The organism is Nocardia yunnanensis (assembly GCF_003626895.1).
Lineage (GTDB): Bacteria > Actinomycetota > Actinomycetes > Mycobacteriales > Mycobacteriaceae > Nocardia > Nocardia yunnanensis.
Map to the genome: position 1 here is coordinate 4,358,805 of NZ_CP032568.1, position 14,237 is coordinate 4,373,041.

Sequence of the window (14,237 nt, forward strand, 5' to 3'; positions counted from 1 at the left end):
GACGAGCTTGGCACACCGGCCGAATCGGACCCGGCCGGGCCGTCTCCCACTCACCGGGACAGCTCGAGTTCTGGATCACTTGATCCAGTTTTACTCGGGGTACCGCACCGGGCGACGACGCCCGGCGCACTCGGGTAAGGAGATCCACCGTGTGGACCGCTGATTCGATGAGATTCGGGGCCTTCCTCGCGCCCTATCACCCCCTCGACGCCGATCCCGCGCTGCAGTTGCGCCGCGATATCGACCTCATGGAGCATCTCGATCACCTCGGCTTCGACGAGGCGTGGATGGGTGAGCATCATTCGACCGGCGCCGAAATCGTGCCCGCCCCCGACGTTTTCATCGCCGCGGCCGCCGAGCGCACGCGACGGCTGCGCTTCGGCACCGGGGTGGTGTCGCTGCCGTATCACCATCCGCTGGTCACCGTGGACCGGATCACGCAGCTGGATCTGCAGACGCGCGGCCGACTCATCTTCGGCACCGGGCCGGGCAAGATTCCGCTCGACGCGCACATGATGGGCATCGACCCGTCGACCCAGCGCCGCCGCCAAGGCGAAGCGCTGGAAGCGATTCTGGCGCTGTTGCGTGGTGACGTGGTGAACATGCGGACCGACTGGTTCACGCTGCGCGACGCGCGGGCGCAGCTGCCGACCTACGATCCCGCGGGCATCGAGGTCGCGACCGCGTCCACCATCTCGCCCAACGGCTCGGTGCTGGCGGGCACGCACGGGCTGTCGCTGCTGTCGCTGGCGGCCAGCTCGCCCATGGGTTTCGAAGTGCTGGACCGCAATTGGGGCGTCTACGAGACGGTGTGCGCCGAGCACGGGCACACCGCGGATCGGTCGCGCTGGCGGCTGGTCAACCCGATCTTCCTGGCCGAATCGCGCGCCGACGCCGAGCGGGCGGTGAGCCGGCGCATCGGGTCCATGGCCGCCTACGTCAACCGGCAGACCGGTGAGCGGCCGGCGTGGGCGGACAGCCCGCGCGGGATCATCGAGCGGTGGCGCACCGACAGCCTCGGTGAATTCGGGCAGGCCGTCATCGGCACGCCGGACGAGGCGATCGCCCGCATCGAGGCGCTCATCGAGAAGACCGGCGGCTTCGGCACTTTCCTGGTGCTGCACGTGGACATGGCGAGCTGGGAGGACACCAAGCGCAGCTACGAGCTGTTCGCCTCGGAGGTGATCCCGCATTTCAAGAACCGCAACCGGCGGCGCGAGGACAGCCTCCAGTACGCGGCCGACCATCGGGAGCTGCTGATCGGGCAGCTGGTCACCGCGATCACCAAGGCGCACACCGACTACTACGGCGATACCGCCGCGACGGGAGCGTGACGCCATGCGCGCCACCCAGTTTCTCGACGGCCGATTCACCACCGCGGAGGTCGCCGAGCCGCCCGCGCCGGGGCCCGGACAGCTGCGGATCACCGTGGCCGCGTGCGGGATCTGCGGCAGCGATCTGTCCATGTCGAAGGATCCGTGCCGGTTCGTGCGGGTGGCCGAGGACAGCGGCTATCCCCTCGCCACTTTCGATACCGACCGGCCGGTGGTGCTCGGGCACGAGTACGCGGGCACCGTCGCCGAAATCGGGCCCGGCGTCACCGATTTCGCGGTGGGGGACCGGGTCGCGGGCATCGGACTGGCCACCGAGCAATCGACTGGCATCCCGACCATCATCGGGTATTCGAACGAGTATCACGGGGCGTTCGGGGAGAGCATCGTCGTGGACGGGTACTGGGTGCGCAGGGTGCCGGACGCGCTCTCGCTCGACCACGCGACGCTGGCCGAGCCGCTGCACGTCGGGGAGATGCACGTGCAGCAGTCCGGGCTCACCGCCGCGGATTCCGCGCTCGTGATCGGCTGCGGGACCATCGGACTCGGGGCCGTCATCGCCGCCAAGGCGCACGGGGCGCGGCTGGTGGTGGCGTCGGAACCCTCACCCGCACGCCGCGAACTGGCGCGGGCGGTGGGCGCGGACATCGTGGTCGATCCGAACGAACAGGACCCCATCGCGGCCTGGACCGCCGCGGCAGCGCAGGCGGATTCGGTGGTGGGACAATCCGGTCCGGGCATTCTCATCGCCTACGAATGCAGTGGCCGAGCGGGCATGCTCGGAACATTGATGCGCACCCTGCCGTTCAATTCGCGCATTCAGGTGCTGGCCGCGCCGTTCGACGACGAGCCGATCATCCCGGTGGTCGGGCAGTTCCGGCGCATCGCCGTCAATTTCGGGCACGGGCCCTACGCGAACGCCTACGACATCACCCTCGACCGGCTGGCCTCCGGTGCGATCGACGCCGAGGCGTTGATCACCGGGCGCGTCGGACTCGACGGGATCGCCGACGCGTTCACCGCGCTGCGCCACCCCGACACCCACGTGAAGATCCTGGTGCTGCCGACCCGGTGAGAAAGGACTCAGCCGCCGGGTTCGGGGCAATCGGCAAACGACGGGTTAGGCTGGCGAAATGTCGGCTAACAATGCAGGCGAGACGGACGCAGCCGTGGCGCAAGCCCAGGTGATTGCCCTGTGCAATCAGAAGGGCGGGGTCGGCAAGACCACCTCCACGGTCAATCTGGGTGCGGCGCTTGCCGAGTGCGGGCTGCGGGTGTTGCTGGTGGATCTGGATCCGCAGGGGGCCTTGTCGGCGGCCCTCGGGGTGGCGCACCACGACCTCGACCTGACGGTGTACGACCTGCTCACCCGCACCGCACCGCCCATCGACGACGTGCTGATGAAGACCGGGGTGCACAATCTGCACCTGCTGCCCAGCAATATCGACCTGTCGGCCGCGGAGATTCAACTCGTCAACGAGGTCGGGCGCGAGCATTCGCTGGCGCGGGTGCTCGACCCCCTCCGCGACCGCTACGACTACATCCTCATCGACTGCCAGCCGTCGCTGAGCCTGCTCACCGTCAACGCGCTCGCCTGCGCCGACGGCGTGATCGTGCCGATGGAATGCGAGTTCTTCTCGCTGCGCGGGCTGGCGCTGCTCAACGACACCATGGAAAAGGTTCGGGAACGGCTGAATCCGAAGCTCGAGCTATCCGGGATCGTGGTCACCATGTACGACTCGCGGCTGCTGCACTCGCGGCAGGTGCGCGACCGGGTGGCCGAATCCTTCGGGGATCTGCTGTTCGAGACGGTCATCTCGCGGACCGTGCGGTTCCCGGACTCCACCATCGCCGGTGAGCCGCTGACCCAATGGGATCCGAAATCGCGTGGCGCCGAGCAGTATCGGGAACTGGCGCAGGAATTCCTGCGGCGCTCCGGGCAGCCGGGCTCGCAGATGATGATGTCGACGCTCAACTGAGAACGTCGGCGAGGCAGTAGCCCTGGGCCGCGGCGCGCAGGGCGAAGGTCATGACCGTGGTGACGTTCGCGGAATTCGTCACCGGGACGGTCACTTCCGCGCCGGTGTCGCCGGTGCGACGGGCGGTCATGTGGTCGTTGTCGAACGCGATGGTTCCGGTGAGCCGGCCCGGATTGGCCGCCAGCACCGAACCGCCGCACACCAGCGGATACTTGCCCTCGGTGTCGTCGGGTTGCAGGGGCTGGCCCACCCAGCGCGCCAGGTAGCGGCGAACCGTATAGCGGGCATCGTCCTCGGAGAGTCCCGGTTGGGCGGCCGGCGCGGGAGCGGCCGTCGTGGGCGCGGCGGTCGGGGGCGCGACCGTGGTGACCGCCGGTGAGGTGGTGCCGAGCGTATCGAGTGAGCCGACCGGCGGGGCGAACCGCTCGGTGGTCGCGGGGGTGGTGTGCGCGCTGTCGGTACAGCCGAGGGTCATGGCGCACAGGGCGAAAGCGGGCAGCATCGTCAGCGCGCGGAATCCAAGCCGGGTCACCGTCACCACGATAGCGGTGTCGCCGATCTCGCCCCGGCATTGTCGATCTCGCTCCGGCATTGTCGATATTGGCCCGGCATCCGAAGATCGAACGTACGCTCGGTTTGCGGACCGGACGTCCGCTCAGTCGAAGTCGCCGGGGTGATCGCCGATGCCTGCCGTATTGGAAGCCGAAGGGCTGTACAAGCGGTACGGCGGGGTGGAAGCGTTGCGCGGGGCCGGTTTTCAGGTCTCGGCGGGCGAGGTGGTCGCGCTCATCGGGGACAATGGGGCGGGGAAATCGACGCTGGTCAAATGCCTTTCCGGGGCCGAACAGCCCGACGGCGGCCGAATTCTGCTGGAGGGCAAGCCGGTTCGGCTCGCCTCACCGGTCGCGGCGCGGCGACTGGGTGTGGAGACGGTTTATCAGGACCTCGCGGTCGCACCCGACCTGGATCCCGCGGCCAACCTGTTCCTGGGACGGGAGCTGTTCCGCAGTGGGCTGCCGGGGCGGCTCGGCATGCTCGATCGCAAGCGGATGAGAGCGCAAGCGGCCGAACACTTTCAGCGGCTCAGCGTGGAACTGCAGCGCGACGACGTGCCGATCGGGTCGCTGTCGGGCGGGCAGCGCCAGGCGGTCGCGGTGGCGCGCGCGGTCCTGTGGGCCAGCAAGGTCGTGTTCATGGACGAGCCGACCGCGGCGCTGGGCGTGGTGCAGCGCGAGCGGGTGCTGGATGTCGTTCGGCGCGTGCGGGATCAGGGCGTCGCGGTGGTGCTGATCAGCCACAACATGCCGGAGGTGCTGGCGGTCGCCGATCGTATCGAGGTGCTGCGGCTGGGGCGGCGGGTGGCGCGGTTCACCGCGGCCGACGCCACCCTCGAACAGCTGGTCGGGGCCATGACCGGTGCGCTGACCACGGAGGACGACTCGTGACATGGCAAGGGGCCCTGCGGCGGCTGGCCGGGACCGGCACGTTCTGGATCGGGATCGTGCTGGTGATCCTGTATCTGGCCTTCAGCATCGCCCGCCCCGACGCCTTCCCGACCCGCTTCACCTTCCAGACGCTGCTGATCGAAACCTCGGTGCTGCTGGTGCTGTCGATCGGCATGACCTTCGTGATCGTCACCGCCGGAATCGATCTGTCCGTCGGCATGGTGCTGATCTTCTCCGGGGTGCTCGCCGCCAAGACCATGGAGTGGTTGAGCCCGGGCGGCGACGCCACGCACGCCGGATGGGGGATCATCGGCCTGGGCCTGCTGCTGTCCCTCGCGGGCGGCGCGATCTGGGGCCTGGTGAACGGATTCCTGGTGGCCAAGGCCAAGATTCCGCCGCTGATCGTCACCCTCGGCTCGTTCGGGGCGGCGCTGGGCGCGGCCCAGTTGATCACCGGCGGGGTCGATACCCGCACCGTGCCCGAGAAGCTGCGCGACTCACTGGGTTTCGGCACCGTGCTGGGCGGGATTCCCGATCTGGTGCTGGTGGCCGCCGTCATCACCCTGGTCGGCGCATGGCTGCTGCACACCACTCGTTTCGGCCGCTACACCTACGCCATCGGCTCCAATGCCGAGGCCGCCCGCCGCGCCGGGATCGGGGTCACCCGGCATCTGGTGCTGGTGTATCTGATGGCCGGAATGCTCTCGGGGCTGGCGGGTTTCATGAACCTCGCCTACTTCGGCACCACCACCATCGCCGGGCACGGCACCGACAATCTGGACGCCATCGCGGGCGTGGTGATCGGCGGGACCAGCCTGTTCGGCGGGGTCGGGTCGGTGCTGGGCACCGTGATCGGGGTGTTCATTCCGTCCGTATTGCGCAAGGGCTTCGTCATCGTGGGGGTGCCGGTGTTCTGGCAGCCCATCGCGGTGAGCGTCGTGCTCGTGGCGGCCGTGTGGTTCGACCAGATCCGCAGGCGGTCCCGAGACCGGAAATAACAAGCACACAGTTCGAAGGTGAGGGCCTGATGACGAGGACAGGACGGGCGGCCATTGTGGCCGCGGTGGCCGTGGCGGTGGCCGGGTTACTGGCGGGATGCGGTGGCTCCGTGACCAATTCGGGCAAGGCCGACACCAAGAAGCTGGTGCTCATTCCCGGCGTCGCCAACGAACCCTTCTACATCTCCATGCAGTGCGGCGCCCAGGACGAGGCCAAGAAGCTCGGCTACACCCTCGACACCCAGGCCCCCGCCCAATTCGACGCCTCCCTGCAAACCCCGATCGTCACCGGCGTCATCGCCAACAAGCCCGGCGCGATCCTCATCGCGCCGACCCACGCCCAGGCCATGGCCAGCCCGATCAAGCAGGCCAAGGACGCGGGCATCAAGGTGATCGAGGTCGACACCGCGTTGCAGGACACCTCCATCGCCCTGTCGTCCATCGCCTCCGACAATGTCAAGGGCGGGCAGCTCGCCGCGCAGACCCTCGCGAAACTGGTGGGGGACAAGGGATCCGTGCTGGTGATCAACACCAAGGCCGGCACCTCCACCACCGACCAGCGCGCCCAGGGCTTCGAGGACGAACTGAAGGCGAGCCACCCCGGCATGACGTCGCTGGGCGTCCAGTACAACAACAACGAAGCGGCGCAAGCGGCCTCGATCGTGACCGCCACCCTGGCCGCCCACCCCGACCTGGCCGGCATCTTCGCCACCAACCTCAGCTCCGCCGAGGGCGCCGCCACCGGCCTGCGCAACGCCGGCAAACTCGGCCAGGTCAAGGTCGTCGGCTTCGACGCCAGCCCCAAACAGGTCCAGGACCTCTCCGACGGCACCGTCCAGGCCCTCATCGCCCAAAACCCCGGCGACATCGGCAAACAGGGCGTCGACCAGGCCGCCGCCGCCCTCGAGGGCAAGCCCGTCACCCGCAACATCCAAACCGACATGATCGCCATCACCCACGACAACATGTCCGCCAACGACCAGTACTTCTACAAGTCGAAGTGCTGACCCGACGCCACCGTCCGACCCAATACCCAGGAGTGACACCATGTTCCGACAACTAGCCGCCACCACCCTGATCGCCGCCGCCCTGACCGGAGCCGGCGCCGGCCTCGCTTCGGCCGCCACCCCCGACACCGCCCCCGCCCCGGTGACCCCGGTAGCGGCCGGCCAAACCCAAGCTCTCGCAGGCGGACAGGTGGGCGCCGTCGTCGGCGGCGTAGCCGGCGCGGTGGTCGGCGTCCTCGCCGGCGGCGCCATCGGCTGCGTCGTAGCCGCCCCCGTCTGCCCCCTCACCATCGCCATCGGCGCCGGCATCGGCGGCGTAGCCGGAGCCGCCCTCGGCGCCTCCGCCGGCGCCGGCATCGGCAGCGCCCTCGGCGCCCAACTCCCCGGCTGATCCCCCCACACCAAGATCAGGGAGCTCTCACGGAGGAATTCTGTCCGAATTCCCTCCATGAGAACTCCCTGATCTTGTTGTCACGCTGTGGCTTGCCAGACGAAGCCGTCGGGGTCGGTGAAGGTTCCAGTGGTGCCGGTGATGACGAGGCGGTGGGAGCCGGTGCCTTCGGGGGAAATGCCGGCTTCTTTGGCGGCGGCTTTGCGGGGGTACATGGCGAGGGTGATGGGGGAACCGGGGCAGGCGAATTCGGCGTATTTGCCGCCGAAGCTTTTGGCTACGGTGAGGCCGTGGTCGACGTAGAAGCGCTTGCTGGCCTTCACGTCCTCGACGCCGAGCAGCAGGACCACGGTGTCGATGTCGCGGGTGAAGGGGGCGACGTCCTTCTTCTTGGAGCAGCTGATCTTCCAGATGGTGCCGTCGGGGGCCTGCACGATCCCGCCGTAGCCCCAGAGGCTCTTCTTGGCCGGATCGAGGGTGGTGAAACCGGCCTCGAGCGCGGTACCGATGAGGCTGTCGACCGTGCTGGGCTGCGAGACGACCAGGGAGAGCATGAATCCGCGGAACCCGCTGCTGGGTCCCTGCTCGGCCCGGAACCCCAGCCGGTCGCCCAGTCCGAACGCGGCCTCGTAGGTGGCGGCCGCGGCCTCCGGATCGGGAACCTCGAGCTCGACGGTGAGGGTGGTGGCGATGTCGGTGATGTTTTCCATACCCATAACGCTAGGCACGCCCGGCCCCACCGACATCCGTGCCGACCACGGATCCCACCACGGAGATCGCGCACGGACCTGACGCGGAAACGTAGCGTGTCCGGTGCGCGGGAGCGGGTAGATCTCAGGGCGGGAGTGAGCGGCGAGGAGCGCGGGATGACGACTGCCAAGGTGACGAGCGGCGCGGGTGCGGGGGAGCGGGCGGGGGTGCGGCCGGGGCTGGTGCTGGGGGCGTTGGGGGTGGTGTTCGGGGATATCGGGACGAGTCCGATCTATGCGTTGCGGGCCGTGTTCGATCCGGGGGATCCGCATCCGGTGGCGGTGCGCGCCGATGCGGTGTTCGGGGTGGTGTCGCTGGTGTTCTGGTCGATGGTGGTCATCGTGACGGTCACCTATGTGTTGATCGCGTTGCGGGCGGACCATGACGGCGAGGGCGGCATCATGGCGCTGATCACGCTGGTGCGGCGGTGGGCAGTGCCGGGGCGGCGGCGTATGGGCGTGGTGCTGGCGGCCCTCGGAATCTTCGGGGCGGCACTGTTTCTCGGTGATTCCATGATCACCCCGGCCATCTCGGTGCTGTCGGCGGTGGAGGGGGTGGAGATCGTCGCGCCGTCGCTGGGCCGGGCGGTGCTGCCGATCACCGTGGTCATCATCGTGGCGTTGTTTCTGGTGCAGCGGCGCGGCACGGCGACGGTGGGGCGGGTGTTCGGTCCGGTGATGCTGGTGTGGTTCCTGGCGATCGGCGCCTGCGGGATCGCCGGCCTCACCAAGCATCCGGACATGCTGCGCGCGCTGTCGCCGACCTATGCGCTCGGATTCTTGTTCGGCCACTTCGGAGTGGCGTTCTTCGCGCTGGCCGCCATCGTCCTCGCGGTCACCGGCGCGGAGGCGCTGTACGCGGACCTGGGCCACTTCGGCCGCCGATCCATCACCCGCGCTTGGCTTTTCGTCGTCTTCCCGGCCTGCCTGCTGAGCTATCTCGGTCAGGGCGCGCTGATCCTCGACGATCCCCGCCACGCCGCGAGCCCGTTCTTCCTGGCGGTGCCGGGCTGGGGGCGGCCGCTGATGGTGGCGCTGGCGACCGCGGCCACCGTGATCGCCTCGCAGGCCGTCATCTCCGGCGCGTATTCGGTGGCCGCGCAAGCCATTCGCATCGGCTACCTGCCCCGGCTGCGGGTCGTGCACACCTCCGCCTCGCGGCCGGGACAGATCTACGTGCCCTGGATCAACTGGCTGCTCATGGTCTCGGTGCTGACCCTGGCGCTGGCCTTCCGCAGCTCCACCGCGCTGGCTGCCGCCTACGGCATGGCGGTCACCTGCACGATCACCATCACCACGCTGCTGCTGTCGTATCTGGCCTACGCGAAATGGCGGTTGCCGCCCTGGCTGATCGCCTGCGGCGCGGCGCCGCTGCTCACCGTGGACCTGCTCTACGTCGCGGCCAATCTGACCAAGCTGGTGCACGGCGCGTGGCTGCCGCTGCTCATCGGCCTGGCGGCTTTCCTGCTCATGACCACCTGGCAGCGCGGCCGCCACGTCGTCATGGCCGAACGGGAGCGCCGGGAGGGCTCGCTGCGCGAATTCCTCGAGGGACTGCGGACCGCCGAGCCGCCCCTGGCCGTCGTCGAGGGCACCGCCGTATTCCTCAATCGCGGTAAGGAATTGGCCCCGCTGGCGCTGCGGGCCAATGTCGAACGCAATCACGTGCGCCACCGGCAGATCGTGATCCTGTCGGTGGAGACCGAATCCACGCCGCGAGTCCCCGACGACGAGCGGATCCGGATCGATCATCTCGGCGACCCCGACGACGGCATCGTCCACGTCGCCGTCCGCGCCGGCTATCGAGAGCGGCCGCATGTGCCGGCGGTGCTGGCCCGGCTGGACGCGCAGGACACCGAGGGCGTGCTCGACCTCGACGACGCCACCTACTTCCTGTCCAAGATCGAGCTGAGCCTGGCGCGCGAATCGGCCCTGCCGCGCTGGCGCAGCAGGCTTTTCATCGCCATGAGCTACATCTCCGCCGATGCCGTCGAACATTTCGGGCTGCCCCGCGATCGCACGGTGGTGATGGGCGCGCGCATCGAGATCTGACCGGGCGGTCGCGGTGTCGGATTCCGCTGCGCGGGTAGACGACTCGTAGGCATACCCGACGCCTTCGAGGAGGTAAGCCCATCATGGAGATGCCCGGGAAATTCGACCCCACGTCCGCGGTCAGCGGCCTGGCCGGCGGTGCGCAGCTGAACACGATGATACGTCAGCAGTTCGAGGCCGTGCTGCGCGAAACCCTGTTCCGCAAGCCACGATTCAGCCAGCGGATGAAGCTCAACACCGGTGCGGCGCTGCTGGGACTCTACGGCGGCGGCCTCGTCGCGGCCGTGATTCTGCTGCTGGCACTGGCCATCCCGGCGTGGGCGTCCGCGCTCATCGTCGGCGCGGTGCTGCTCGGCGCGGCCGCGGTGGTGCGGACCATGGCCAAGTCGCGCTCGGCGGAATCGCCCGTCTCCGCGGTCGATCCGCGCGGTTGAAACGGAATGCCCCGCACCTAACAGGTCGCGGGGCAGCAGGGTGCCGAGGGGACCCAGGTCGATATTGAGGTCCTCCGGCGCCAGGTCGAAATGCTCGCGCAGCTCGTCCATGGCCTCGGACAGGCGCAGGAGAGTCGTTCCCATTTCCTCGATCTGGTCGTCGGACAGATCACCCGCCTCCATGGGCGCACCGCCTGGCGTTCCATCAGCTGCCGCAGCAGTTCGATGATGGTGAGCACCAGCGTGGCCAGCCCGCGCTCCACCCCCTCCGGATCGAGCTCGATACGGCCGGGTGAATCGCTCACCGCACGTCGGGTCGCGGCTGCTGGCCGATGAGCGCGGCGGCCGAGACGATCAGGGCGCGCAGGTTGATGCGCACCAACTCCACCTCGGCGATCGAGAGCGTGACATCCCCGGCGATGACGACCCCGCCGGCCAAGACCCGGTCGAGTAGATCGATGAGGGCGACGTCGCGGTTGCCCGAGACCGCGGGCGGATCGTCGTCGAAAGGCAGCAGCTCGCCCTCGAGGTAGGGGTCGGGTTCGGTCGTCATCACAGGTCTCCTGCCGCCCCGACGAAGGTGTAGGGCGGCCACGGGCCGGACCGTTCGATCGTCAACAGCTCGTTCTCGTCGAATTGCTCTGCGGTGGAGAGGAATCCGGTGGCCTCGGTATTGTCGACCAGGTAGGTGGCGTTCAGCACCAGCGGCCCGCGCCGCCCGGTGTGGACGGTCTCGGTGGTCGGGCGGCAGCGCGCCGCCACCGCGTGCCGACACAGCACGCGGTACATGCCGGAGGCGGCGAGTTCCGCCGCTTCACGCTCGGATCGATGCCGGCGCAAGCTGTCTCGCCGCTCCCGCAGATAGTCCGCGCCCGAGGTGGGGCGCGCGGGCTCGGGGTCGGGCTCGGCGGGGCGCACATACGCGCGCACCCCCCATTCGGCCCGGCCGTCCACCAGGTCCAGCGCGGAGCGGAAATCGCTCTCGCGCTCGATCAGCAGCCGCCGCACCCCCTCGTCGTCGCGGCACAGCACCGCGAGCCGGACCGGGATGACCGGACGGCCCGCGGAGGCGGCCTCGACCACGGCGTGGTGGGCGCGCGCGGCGGCCGCCAGCCAGTCGAAATCGTTCAGATTGCGTTGCAGGGCATCGGAATCGAAGTCGGCCAGCGGCACCGCGCCGACGACGGCGGTCAGCCCGGCGGCGTGGATACAGCGGACCGTCTCACCGCACACCCCGGTGGCGGCCGGCGGCGGCACCTCCCCGCGGCGAACGGCGTACACCCACTGCGCGTACTCATTGTCCATGCTCGGTCTCCGGCTGCTTGGCCTCCAGTTCGGCGAGCCGCTGACGCAATCGCTCGTTCTCCGAACGGAGTTCGGCATCGGTCTGGGTCGGAAGTTCCGGATCGGCGCGGCCGCGCAGATCCCTGGTCTTGTCGCCGGCGTCGCCGTGCAGCCACGGATCCTGCTGCCACCAATCGATGCCGACCTCCCGGGCGGTCTCGAGTGAGGCGATGACCAGCCGCAACTTGATGGTGAGCAGCTCGATATCGAGCAGGTTCACCCGGATGTCACCCGCGATGACCAGCCCCTTGTCGAGCACCCGCTCCAGGATGTCGCCGAGATTGGCCGGCTCCGACCCGCTGCGCGCGGATCGGGAGGAGTAGCGGTCTGGCAGAGTCATCGCCGCTCGTCCCCGATCGAACAGCGCTGCCCGCGCCGAATCCTGCTGTAGGACAGCAGTTCACCGGTCTCGGAGAGTTCGAGCCGATAGAGGGCCAGCACATCCGCCGAGGACGGGATGTGGGTCTCCTCGAGCACCTCGACCTCGACCGTCCAGCCCGGGTCGGTCGGCCGCACCGCGGTCGCGCCGAGCACGTTCTGGCCGGTGAGCTCGGCGATCAGGCGCACGCCCGCGGCGGCGGCGGTCGCGGCCGACAGCCGCCCGTCGCCGTCGGAGGCATCCGAATTCCTGCTGCGAGAACGCTGTTCGTTGGCCATGGGACTCACTTCCCGCGGTGCAGAGCCCGGTTCAGCACCTGCTGCTCGGCCTGCCGGTACGCGTCCTCGTCCAGCTCGCCGGCCGCCCGCCGGCGCTGCAGCTCGTCGAGCTCGCGGCGAATGGCGGCGGGGCTGTAGAGCTGACGGTCGGCCTCGTCGGCGATCACCCGGGCCAGGGCGACCACCGCCTTCAACGGCAGCACCGGCAGGCTGAGCAGGGTGCCGATCATTGTGATTCCGTCGCTTCGATGGTCAGGAAGTCCCAGGCGGCCAGCGGTCCGACAATGCGCAGGCTGACCCGGTTCTCCCACTGCTTGCTCAGCAGATCGACCACGTGCACCAGCTCGTCCTCCTTGTCGAGGGGCACCAGCACCGCGAGGGTGGCGATCTCCTCCTCGTGCGTGGGCGGACGCAGCACCAGCTCTTCGGTCAACTGCCGCAGGGTGTTCACCATGATGTCGGTGTCGCCCTCGCGCTTGTGCTCGAGTTCGGAGTTGATGATCTCGCCCAGCGCCAGGCTGACATCGCGGCCCGCCGCCGCGGGCGTGGTCCGCAGCGTTTCGGCCAGTTCCGCGGCCTGCTGGTTCTCCTGGAGGATCTCGCGCAGCACGGTCTGCTCGACGTACTGCCCGCTCACCAGGTACTCGGCCTGACCGCCCAGATCCCGCAGCGCGGCGCCGAACTGCTCGGCGTTGGGTTCCAGCAATCCCGATGCCACGGCGGCCTCGTCCTCGAGCGCGGCACCGAAACGGATTGGCACGATCGAGGTCTCGCGGACCAGGTTGTCCACGATCCGGGAGTAGTTCTCCAGATCCTCTGCGCGGTCGAGCGGTTCGTCGACGGCCACCGCGCTCACCAGTGCGGCGATCTCACCGTGGGTGACGGTCCGCAGCGGCGCGGGCGAACGCCCGATGCCCTGACCCTGCGGCTCGTGGCCGGCGGGGACGATGGCGTAGATCAACTGGGCGACATTGGCTTTCGCGTCGGCACCCGTGGTCTGCGAGGCGGTGTCGGCGGTGGTCATGACTGGCTCCTGCGGCGGGTGGTCTTCGGCTTGGCTTCCGCTTTCTCTTCCTCGTCGCTCTTGCCTTGGCCGAGCGCGCCCAGAATCTGTTGTCCGGCAGCCTCGATCAGCTGCTTGGCGTCGCCGCCGCCCTCGTTCCGCGCGCCGGACAGCTGCTTGGTGACACCCTCGATGGCCTCCTCGGCCGTCGAAGCCTTACCCCCGGAGGCGACATCCTTGACGACGTCGGGCAGTCCGGGTTTCTGATCCTGCGCGGAGATATCGGGGCGGTTCACCGCTTCCGCGAACCGCAAATACGTATCGACACTGGCGATCACGACGCGGGCGTCGATTCGGCGAGGCTGCTCGCATTCGGTCTTCCGGCACCCCCACCGCCACCGCGGGATCGGAGCGCGCTTGTCATCGTGAATCATCTCCTTGTTGTTGCTCCTTTGGTCGCCTACCCGCTGGGTCCGGGCATATTCCCCGGAAAACGCTTTTTGTCAGCCGGTTTCGCGGCGGACCGCCCGGGTAGCCGGGGGGACGGGTCGAAGTGACGGCCCGGGATAGTCCGCTCGATCGGAAGGAAATCGAGATGAGCGCCACCGACAAGGCCAAGAACAAGGCCGATGAGCTGGCCGGCAAGGCTCAGGAGAAACTGGGCAAGGTCACCGGCGACGCCGACCGCGAGCAGGCCGGCAAGATCCGCCAGGCCAAGGACAACGTCAAGGACGCCGGCGAGAAAGTCAAGGACGCTTTCCGCGACTGAGTGTCCGTAGCGGCTGCCCGGGCGTCCTCGACGTCCGGGCAGTGTCCTGTTTGCGTCCGCGCAGTGTCCTGTTTGCGG

Annotated in this window: 19 protein-coding genes and 1 pseudogene; 10 read left to right on the forward strand and 10 right to left on the reverse strand. The window is 68.8% G+C overall.

Going from position 1 to position 14,237, the window contains the following annotated elements:
- Positions 1 to 149: 149 nt before the first annotated feature.
- From D7D52_RS20465 to D7D52_RS20475, 3 genes are read left to right on the forward strand one after another with little or no spacing between them, the layout of a single operon-like run.
- Entirely contained in the window at positions 150 to 1,334 is a 1,185-nt protein-coding gene (locus tag D7D52_RS20465) for an LLM class flavin-dependent oxidoreductase (protein ID WP_120738712.1), read from the forward strand.
- 4 nt (positions 1,335 to 1,338) lie between these two features.
- The gene (locus tag D7D52_RS20470) at positions 1,339 to 2,406 is read left to right on the forward strand and encodes an alcohol dehydrogenase catalytic domain-containing protein (protein ID WP_120738714.1); all 1,068 of its coding nucleotides are present in this window, start codon (positions 1,339 to 1,341) and stop codon (positions 2,404 to 2,406) included.
- Between the two features lie 58 nt (positions 2,407 to 2,464).
- Positions 2,465 to 3,310 (forward strand): ParA family protein, encoded by an 846-nt coding sequence (locus D7D52_RS20475; RefSeq protein ID WP_120738716.1) that lies wholly within the window; start codon positions 2,465 to 2,467, stop codon positions 3,308 to 3,310.
- Here the strand turns inward: D7D52_RS20475 and D7D52_RS20480 are convergent.
- A complete protein-coding gene (locus D7D52_RS20480; RefSeq protein WP_162958435.1) occupies positions 3,303 to 3,842 on the reverse strand; it encodes a hypothetical protein in 540 nt (179 codons plus the stop codon). The two genes, D7D52_RS20475 and D7D52_RS20480, sit on opposite strands and share 8 nt — an antisense overlap.
- 151 nt (positions 3,843 to 3,993) lie before the next feature.
- Here D7D52_RS20480 and D7D52_RS20485 point away from each other — a divergent pair, with 151 nt between their 5' ends.
- Genes D7D52_RS20485 through D7D52_RS20500 form a run of 4 tightly spaced genes read left to right on the forward strand, consistent with a single transcriptional unit; the run spans position 3,994 to position 7,151 of the window.
- Entirely contained in the window at positions 3,994 to 4,755 is a 762-nt protein-coding gene (locus D7D52_RS20485; protein ID WP_120738720.1) for an ATP-binding cassette domain-containing protein, read from the forward strand.
- The gene (locus tag D7D52_RS20490; RefSeq protein ID WP_120738722.1) at positions 4,752 to 5,753 is read left to right on the forward strand and encodes an ABC transporter permease; all 1,002 of its coding nucleotides are present in this window, start codon (positions 4,752 to 4,754) and stop codon (positions 5,751 to 5,753) included. The genes D7D52_RS20485 and D7D52_RS20490 overlap by 4 nt, the downstream gene beginning before the upstream one ends.
- Before the next feature lie 29 nt (positions 5,754 to 5,782).
- Entirely contained in the window at positions 5,783 to 6,760 is a 978-nt protein-coding gene (locus D7D52_RS20495) for an ABC transporter substrate-binding protein (RefSeq protein WP_120738724.1), read from the forward strand.
- Between the two features lie 40 nt (positions 6,761 to 6,800).
- The gene (locus D7D52_RS20500) at positions 6,801 to 7,151 is read left to right on the forward strand and encodes a hypothetical protein (protein WP_120738726.1); all 351 of its coding nucleotides are present in this window, start codon (positions 6,801 to 6,803) and stop codon (positions 7,149 to 7,151) included.
- An 80-nt stretch (positions 7,152 to 7,231) separates the two neighbouring features.
- Here the strand turns inward: D7D52_RS20500 and D7D52_RS20505 are convergent, their stop codons facing one another.
- The gene (locus D7D52_RS20505) at positions 7,232 to 7,861 is read right to left on the reverse strand and encodes a VOC family protein (RefSeq protein WP_222932650.1); all 630 of its coding nucleotides are present in this window, start codon (positions 7,859 to 7,861) and stop codon (positions 7,232 to 7,234) included.
- A 156-nt stretch (positions 7,862 to 8,017) separates the two neighbouring features.
- On the opposite strand from D7D52_RS20505, the gene D7D52_RS20510 reads away from it, so the two are divergent.
- Both D7D52_RS20510 and D7D52_RS20515 read left to right on the forward strand, forming a co-directional pair.
- Entirely contained in the window at positions 8,018 to 9,952 is a 1,935-nt protein-coding gene (locus D7D52_RS20510) for a potassium transporter Kup (RefSeq protein ID WP_120744303.1), read from the forward strand.
- Positions 9,953 to 10,035: 83 nt separating this feature from the next.
- The gene (locus D7D52_RS20515; RefSeq protein WP_120738728.1) at positions 10,036 to 10,386 is read left to right on the forward strand and encodes a phage holin family protein; all 351 of its coding nucleotides are present in this window, start codon (positions 10,036 to 10,038) and stop codon (positions 10,384 to 10,386) included.
- 24 nt (positions 10,387 to 10,410) lie between these two features.
- Here the strand turns inward: D7D52_RS20515 and D7D52_RS39295 are convergent.
- The 8 genes and pseudogenes from D7D52_RS39295 to D7D52_RS20555 form a co-directional block, all read right to left on the reverse strand.
- Positions 10,411 to 10,691 (reverse strand): annotated as a pseudogene (locus tag D7D52_RS39295) (gas vesicle protein K); the annotation flags it as partial.
- Positions 10,688 to 10,939, reverse strand: coding sequence for a gas vesicle protein (locus D7D52_RS20525; RefSeq protein WP_120738729.1), 252 nt, complete (start codon positions 10,937 to 10,939; stop codon positions 10,688 to 10,690). The pseudogene D7D52_RS39295 and the gene D7D52_RS20525, both read right to left, overlap by 4 nt.
- Positions 10,939 to 11,691 (reverse strand): GvpL/GvpF family gas vesicle protein, encoded by a 753-nt coding sequence (locus D7D52_RS20530; protein ID WP_162958436.1) that lies wholly within the window; start codon positions 11,689 to 11,691, stop codon positions 10,939 to 10,941. The genes D7D52_RS20525 and D7D52_RS20530 overlap by 1 nt, the downstream gene beginning before the upstream one ends.
- Positions 11,681 to 12,070 carry a gas vesicle protein gene (locus D7D52_RS20535; RefSeq protein ID WP_120738733.1) on the reverse strand — a complete coding sequence of 130 codons (390 nt, stop codon included), beginning with the start codon at positions 12,068 to 12,070 and terminating at the stop codon, positions 11,681 to 11,683. The genes D7D52_RS20530 and D7D52_RS20535 overlap by 11 nt, the downstream gene beginning before the upstream one ends.
- The gene (gvpO, locus tag D7D52_RS20540) at positions 12,067 to 12,387 is read right to left on the reverse strand and encodes a gas vesicle protein GvpO (protein WP_120738735.1); all 321 of its coding nucleotides are present in this window, start codon (positions 12,385 to 12,387) and stop codon (positions 12,067 to 12,069) included. The genes D7D52_RS20535 and gvpO overlap by 4 nt, the downstream gene beginning before the upstream one ends.
- Before the next feature lie 5 nt (positions 12,388 to 12,392).
- Positions 12,393 to 12,617, reverse strand: coding sequence for a gas vesicle protein GvpG (locus D7D52_RS20545; protein ID WP_120738737.1), 225 nt, complete (start codon positions 12,615 to 12,617; stop codon positions 12,393 to 12,395).
- Positions 12,614 to 13,411 (reverse strand): GvpL/GvpF family gas vesicle protein, encoded by a 798-nt coding sequence (locus D7D52_RS20550; RefSeq protein ID WP_120738739.1) that lies wholly within the window; start codon positions 13,409 to 13,411, stop codon positions 12,614 to 12,616. Before D7D52_RS20550 ends, D7D52_RS20545 begins: the two co-directional genes overlap by 4 nt.
- Positions 13,408 to 13,728, reverse strand: coding sequence for a hypothetical protein (locus D7D52_RS20555; protein ID WP_425464554.1), 321 nt, complete (start codon positions 13,726 to 13,728; stop codon positions 13,408 to 13,410). The genes D7D52_RS20550 and D7D52_RS20555 overlap by 4 nt, the downstream gene beginning before the upstream one ends.
- A gap of 257 nt (positions 13,729 to 13,985) precedes the next feature.
- Here D7D52_RS20555 and D7D52_RS20560 point away from each other — a divergent pair, with 257 nt between their 5' ends.
- Positions 13,986 to 14,159 carry a CsbD family protein gene (locus D7D52_RS20560; protein WP_120744304.1) on the forward strand — a complete coding sequence of 58 codons (174 nt, stop codon included), beginning with the start codon at positions 13,986 to 13,988 and terminating at the stop codon, positions 14,157 to 14,159.
- Positions 14,160 to 14,237: the final 78 nt, after the last annotated feature.

Bases quoted from the DNA above. Each gene is read 5' to 3' on its own strand.
- D7D52_RS20470 (WP_120738714.1), top strand. From the start codon at position 1,339: ATGCGCGCCACCCAGTTTCTCGACGGCCGATTCACCACCGCGGAGGTC.
- D7D52_RS20475 (WP_120738716.1), top strand. From the start codon at position 2,465: ATGTCGGCTAACAATGCAGGCGAGACGGACGCAGCCGTGGCGCAAGCC.
- D7D52_RS20485 (WP_120738720.1), top strand. From the start codon at position 3,994: ATGCCTGCCGTATTGGAAGCCGAAGGGCTGTACAAGCGGTACGGCGGG.
- D7D52_RS20495 (WP_120738724.1), top strand. From the start codon at position 5,783: ATGACGAGGACAGGACGGGCGGCCATTGTGGCCGCGGTGGCCGTGGCG.
- D7D52_RS20500 (WP_120738726.1), top strand. From the start codon at position 6,801: ATGTTCCGACAACTAGCCGCCACCACCCTGATCGCCGCCGCCCTGACC.
- D7D52_RS20505 (WP_222932650.1), bottom strand. From the start codon at position 7,861: ATGGAAAACATCACCGACATCGCCACCACCCTCACCGTCGAGCTCGAG.
- D7D52_RS20510 (WP_120744303.1), top strand. From the start codon at position 8,018: ATGACGACTGCCAAGGTGACGAGCGGCGCGGGTGCGGGGGAGCGGGCG.
- D7D52_RS20515 (WP_120738728.1), top strand. From the start codon at position 10,036: ATGGAGATGCCCGGGAAATTCGACCCCACGTCCGCGGTCAGCGGCCTG.
- D7D52_RS20525 (WP_120738729.1), bottom strand. From the start codon at position 10,939: ATGACGACCGAACCCGACCCCTACCTCGAGGGCGAGCTGCTGCCTTTC.
- D7D52_RS20530 (WP_162958436.1), bottom strand. From the start codon at position 11,691: ATGGACAATGAGTACGCGCAGTGGGTGTACGCCGTTCGCCGCGGGGAG.
- D7D52_RS20535 (WP_120738733.1), bottom strand. From the start codon at position 12,070: ATGACTCTGCCAGACCGCTACTCCTCCCGATCCGCGCGCAGCGGGTCG.
- gvpO (WP_120738735.1), bottom strand. From the start codon at position 12,387: ATGGCCAACGAACAGCGTTCTCGCAGCAGGAATTCGGATGCCTCCGAC.
- D7D52_RS20545 (WP_120738737.1), bottom strand. From the start codon at position 12,617: ATGATCGGCACCCTGCTCAGCCTGCCGGTGCTGCCGTTGAAGGCGGTG.
- D7D52_RS20550 (WP_120738739.1), bottom strand. From the start codon at position 13,411: ATGACCACCGCCGACACCGCCTCGCAGACCACGGGTGCCGACGCGAAA.
- D7D52_RS20560 (WP_120744304.1), top strand. From the start codon at position 13,986: ATGAGCGCCACCGACAAGGCCAAGAACAAGGCCGATGAGCTGGCCGGC.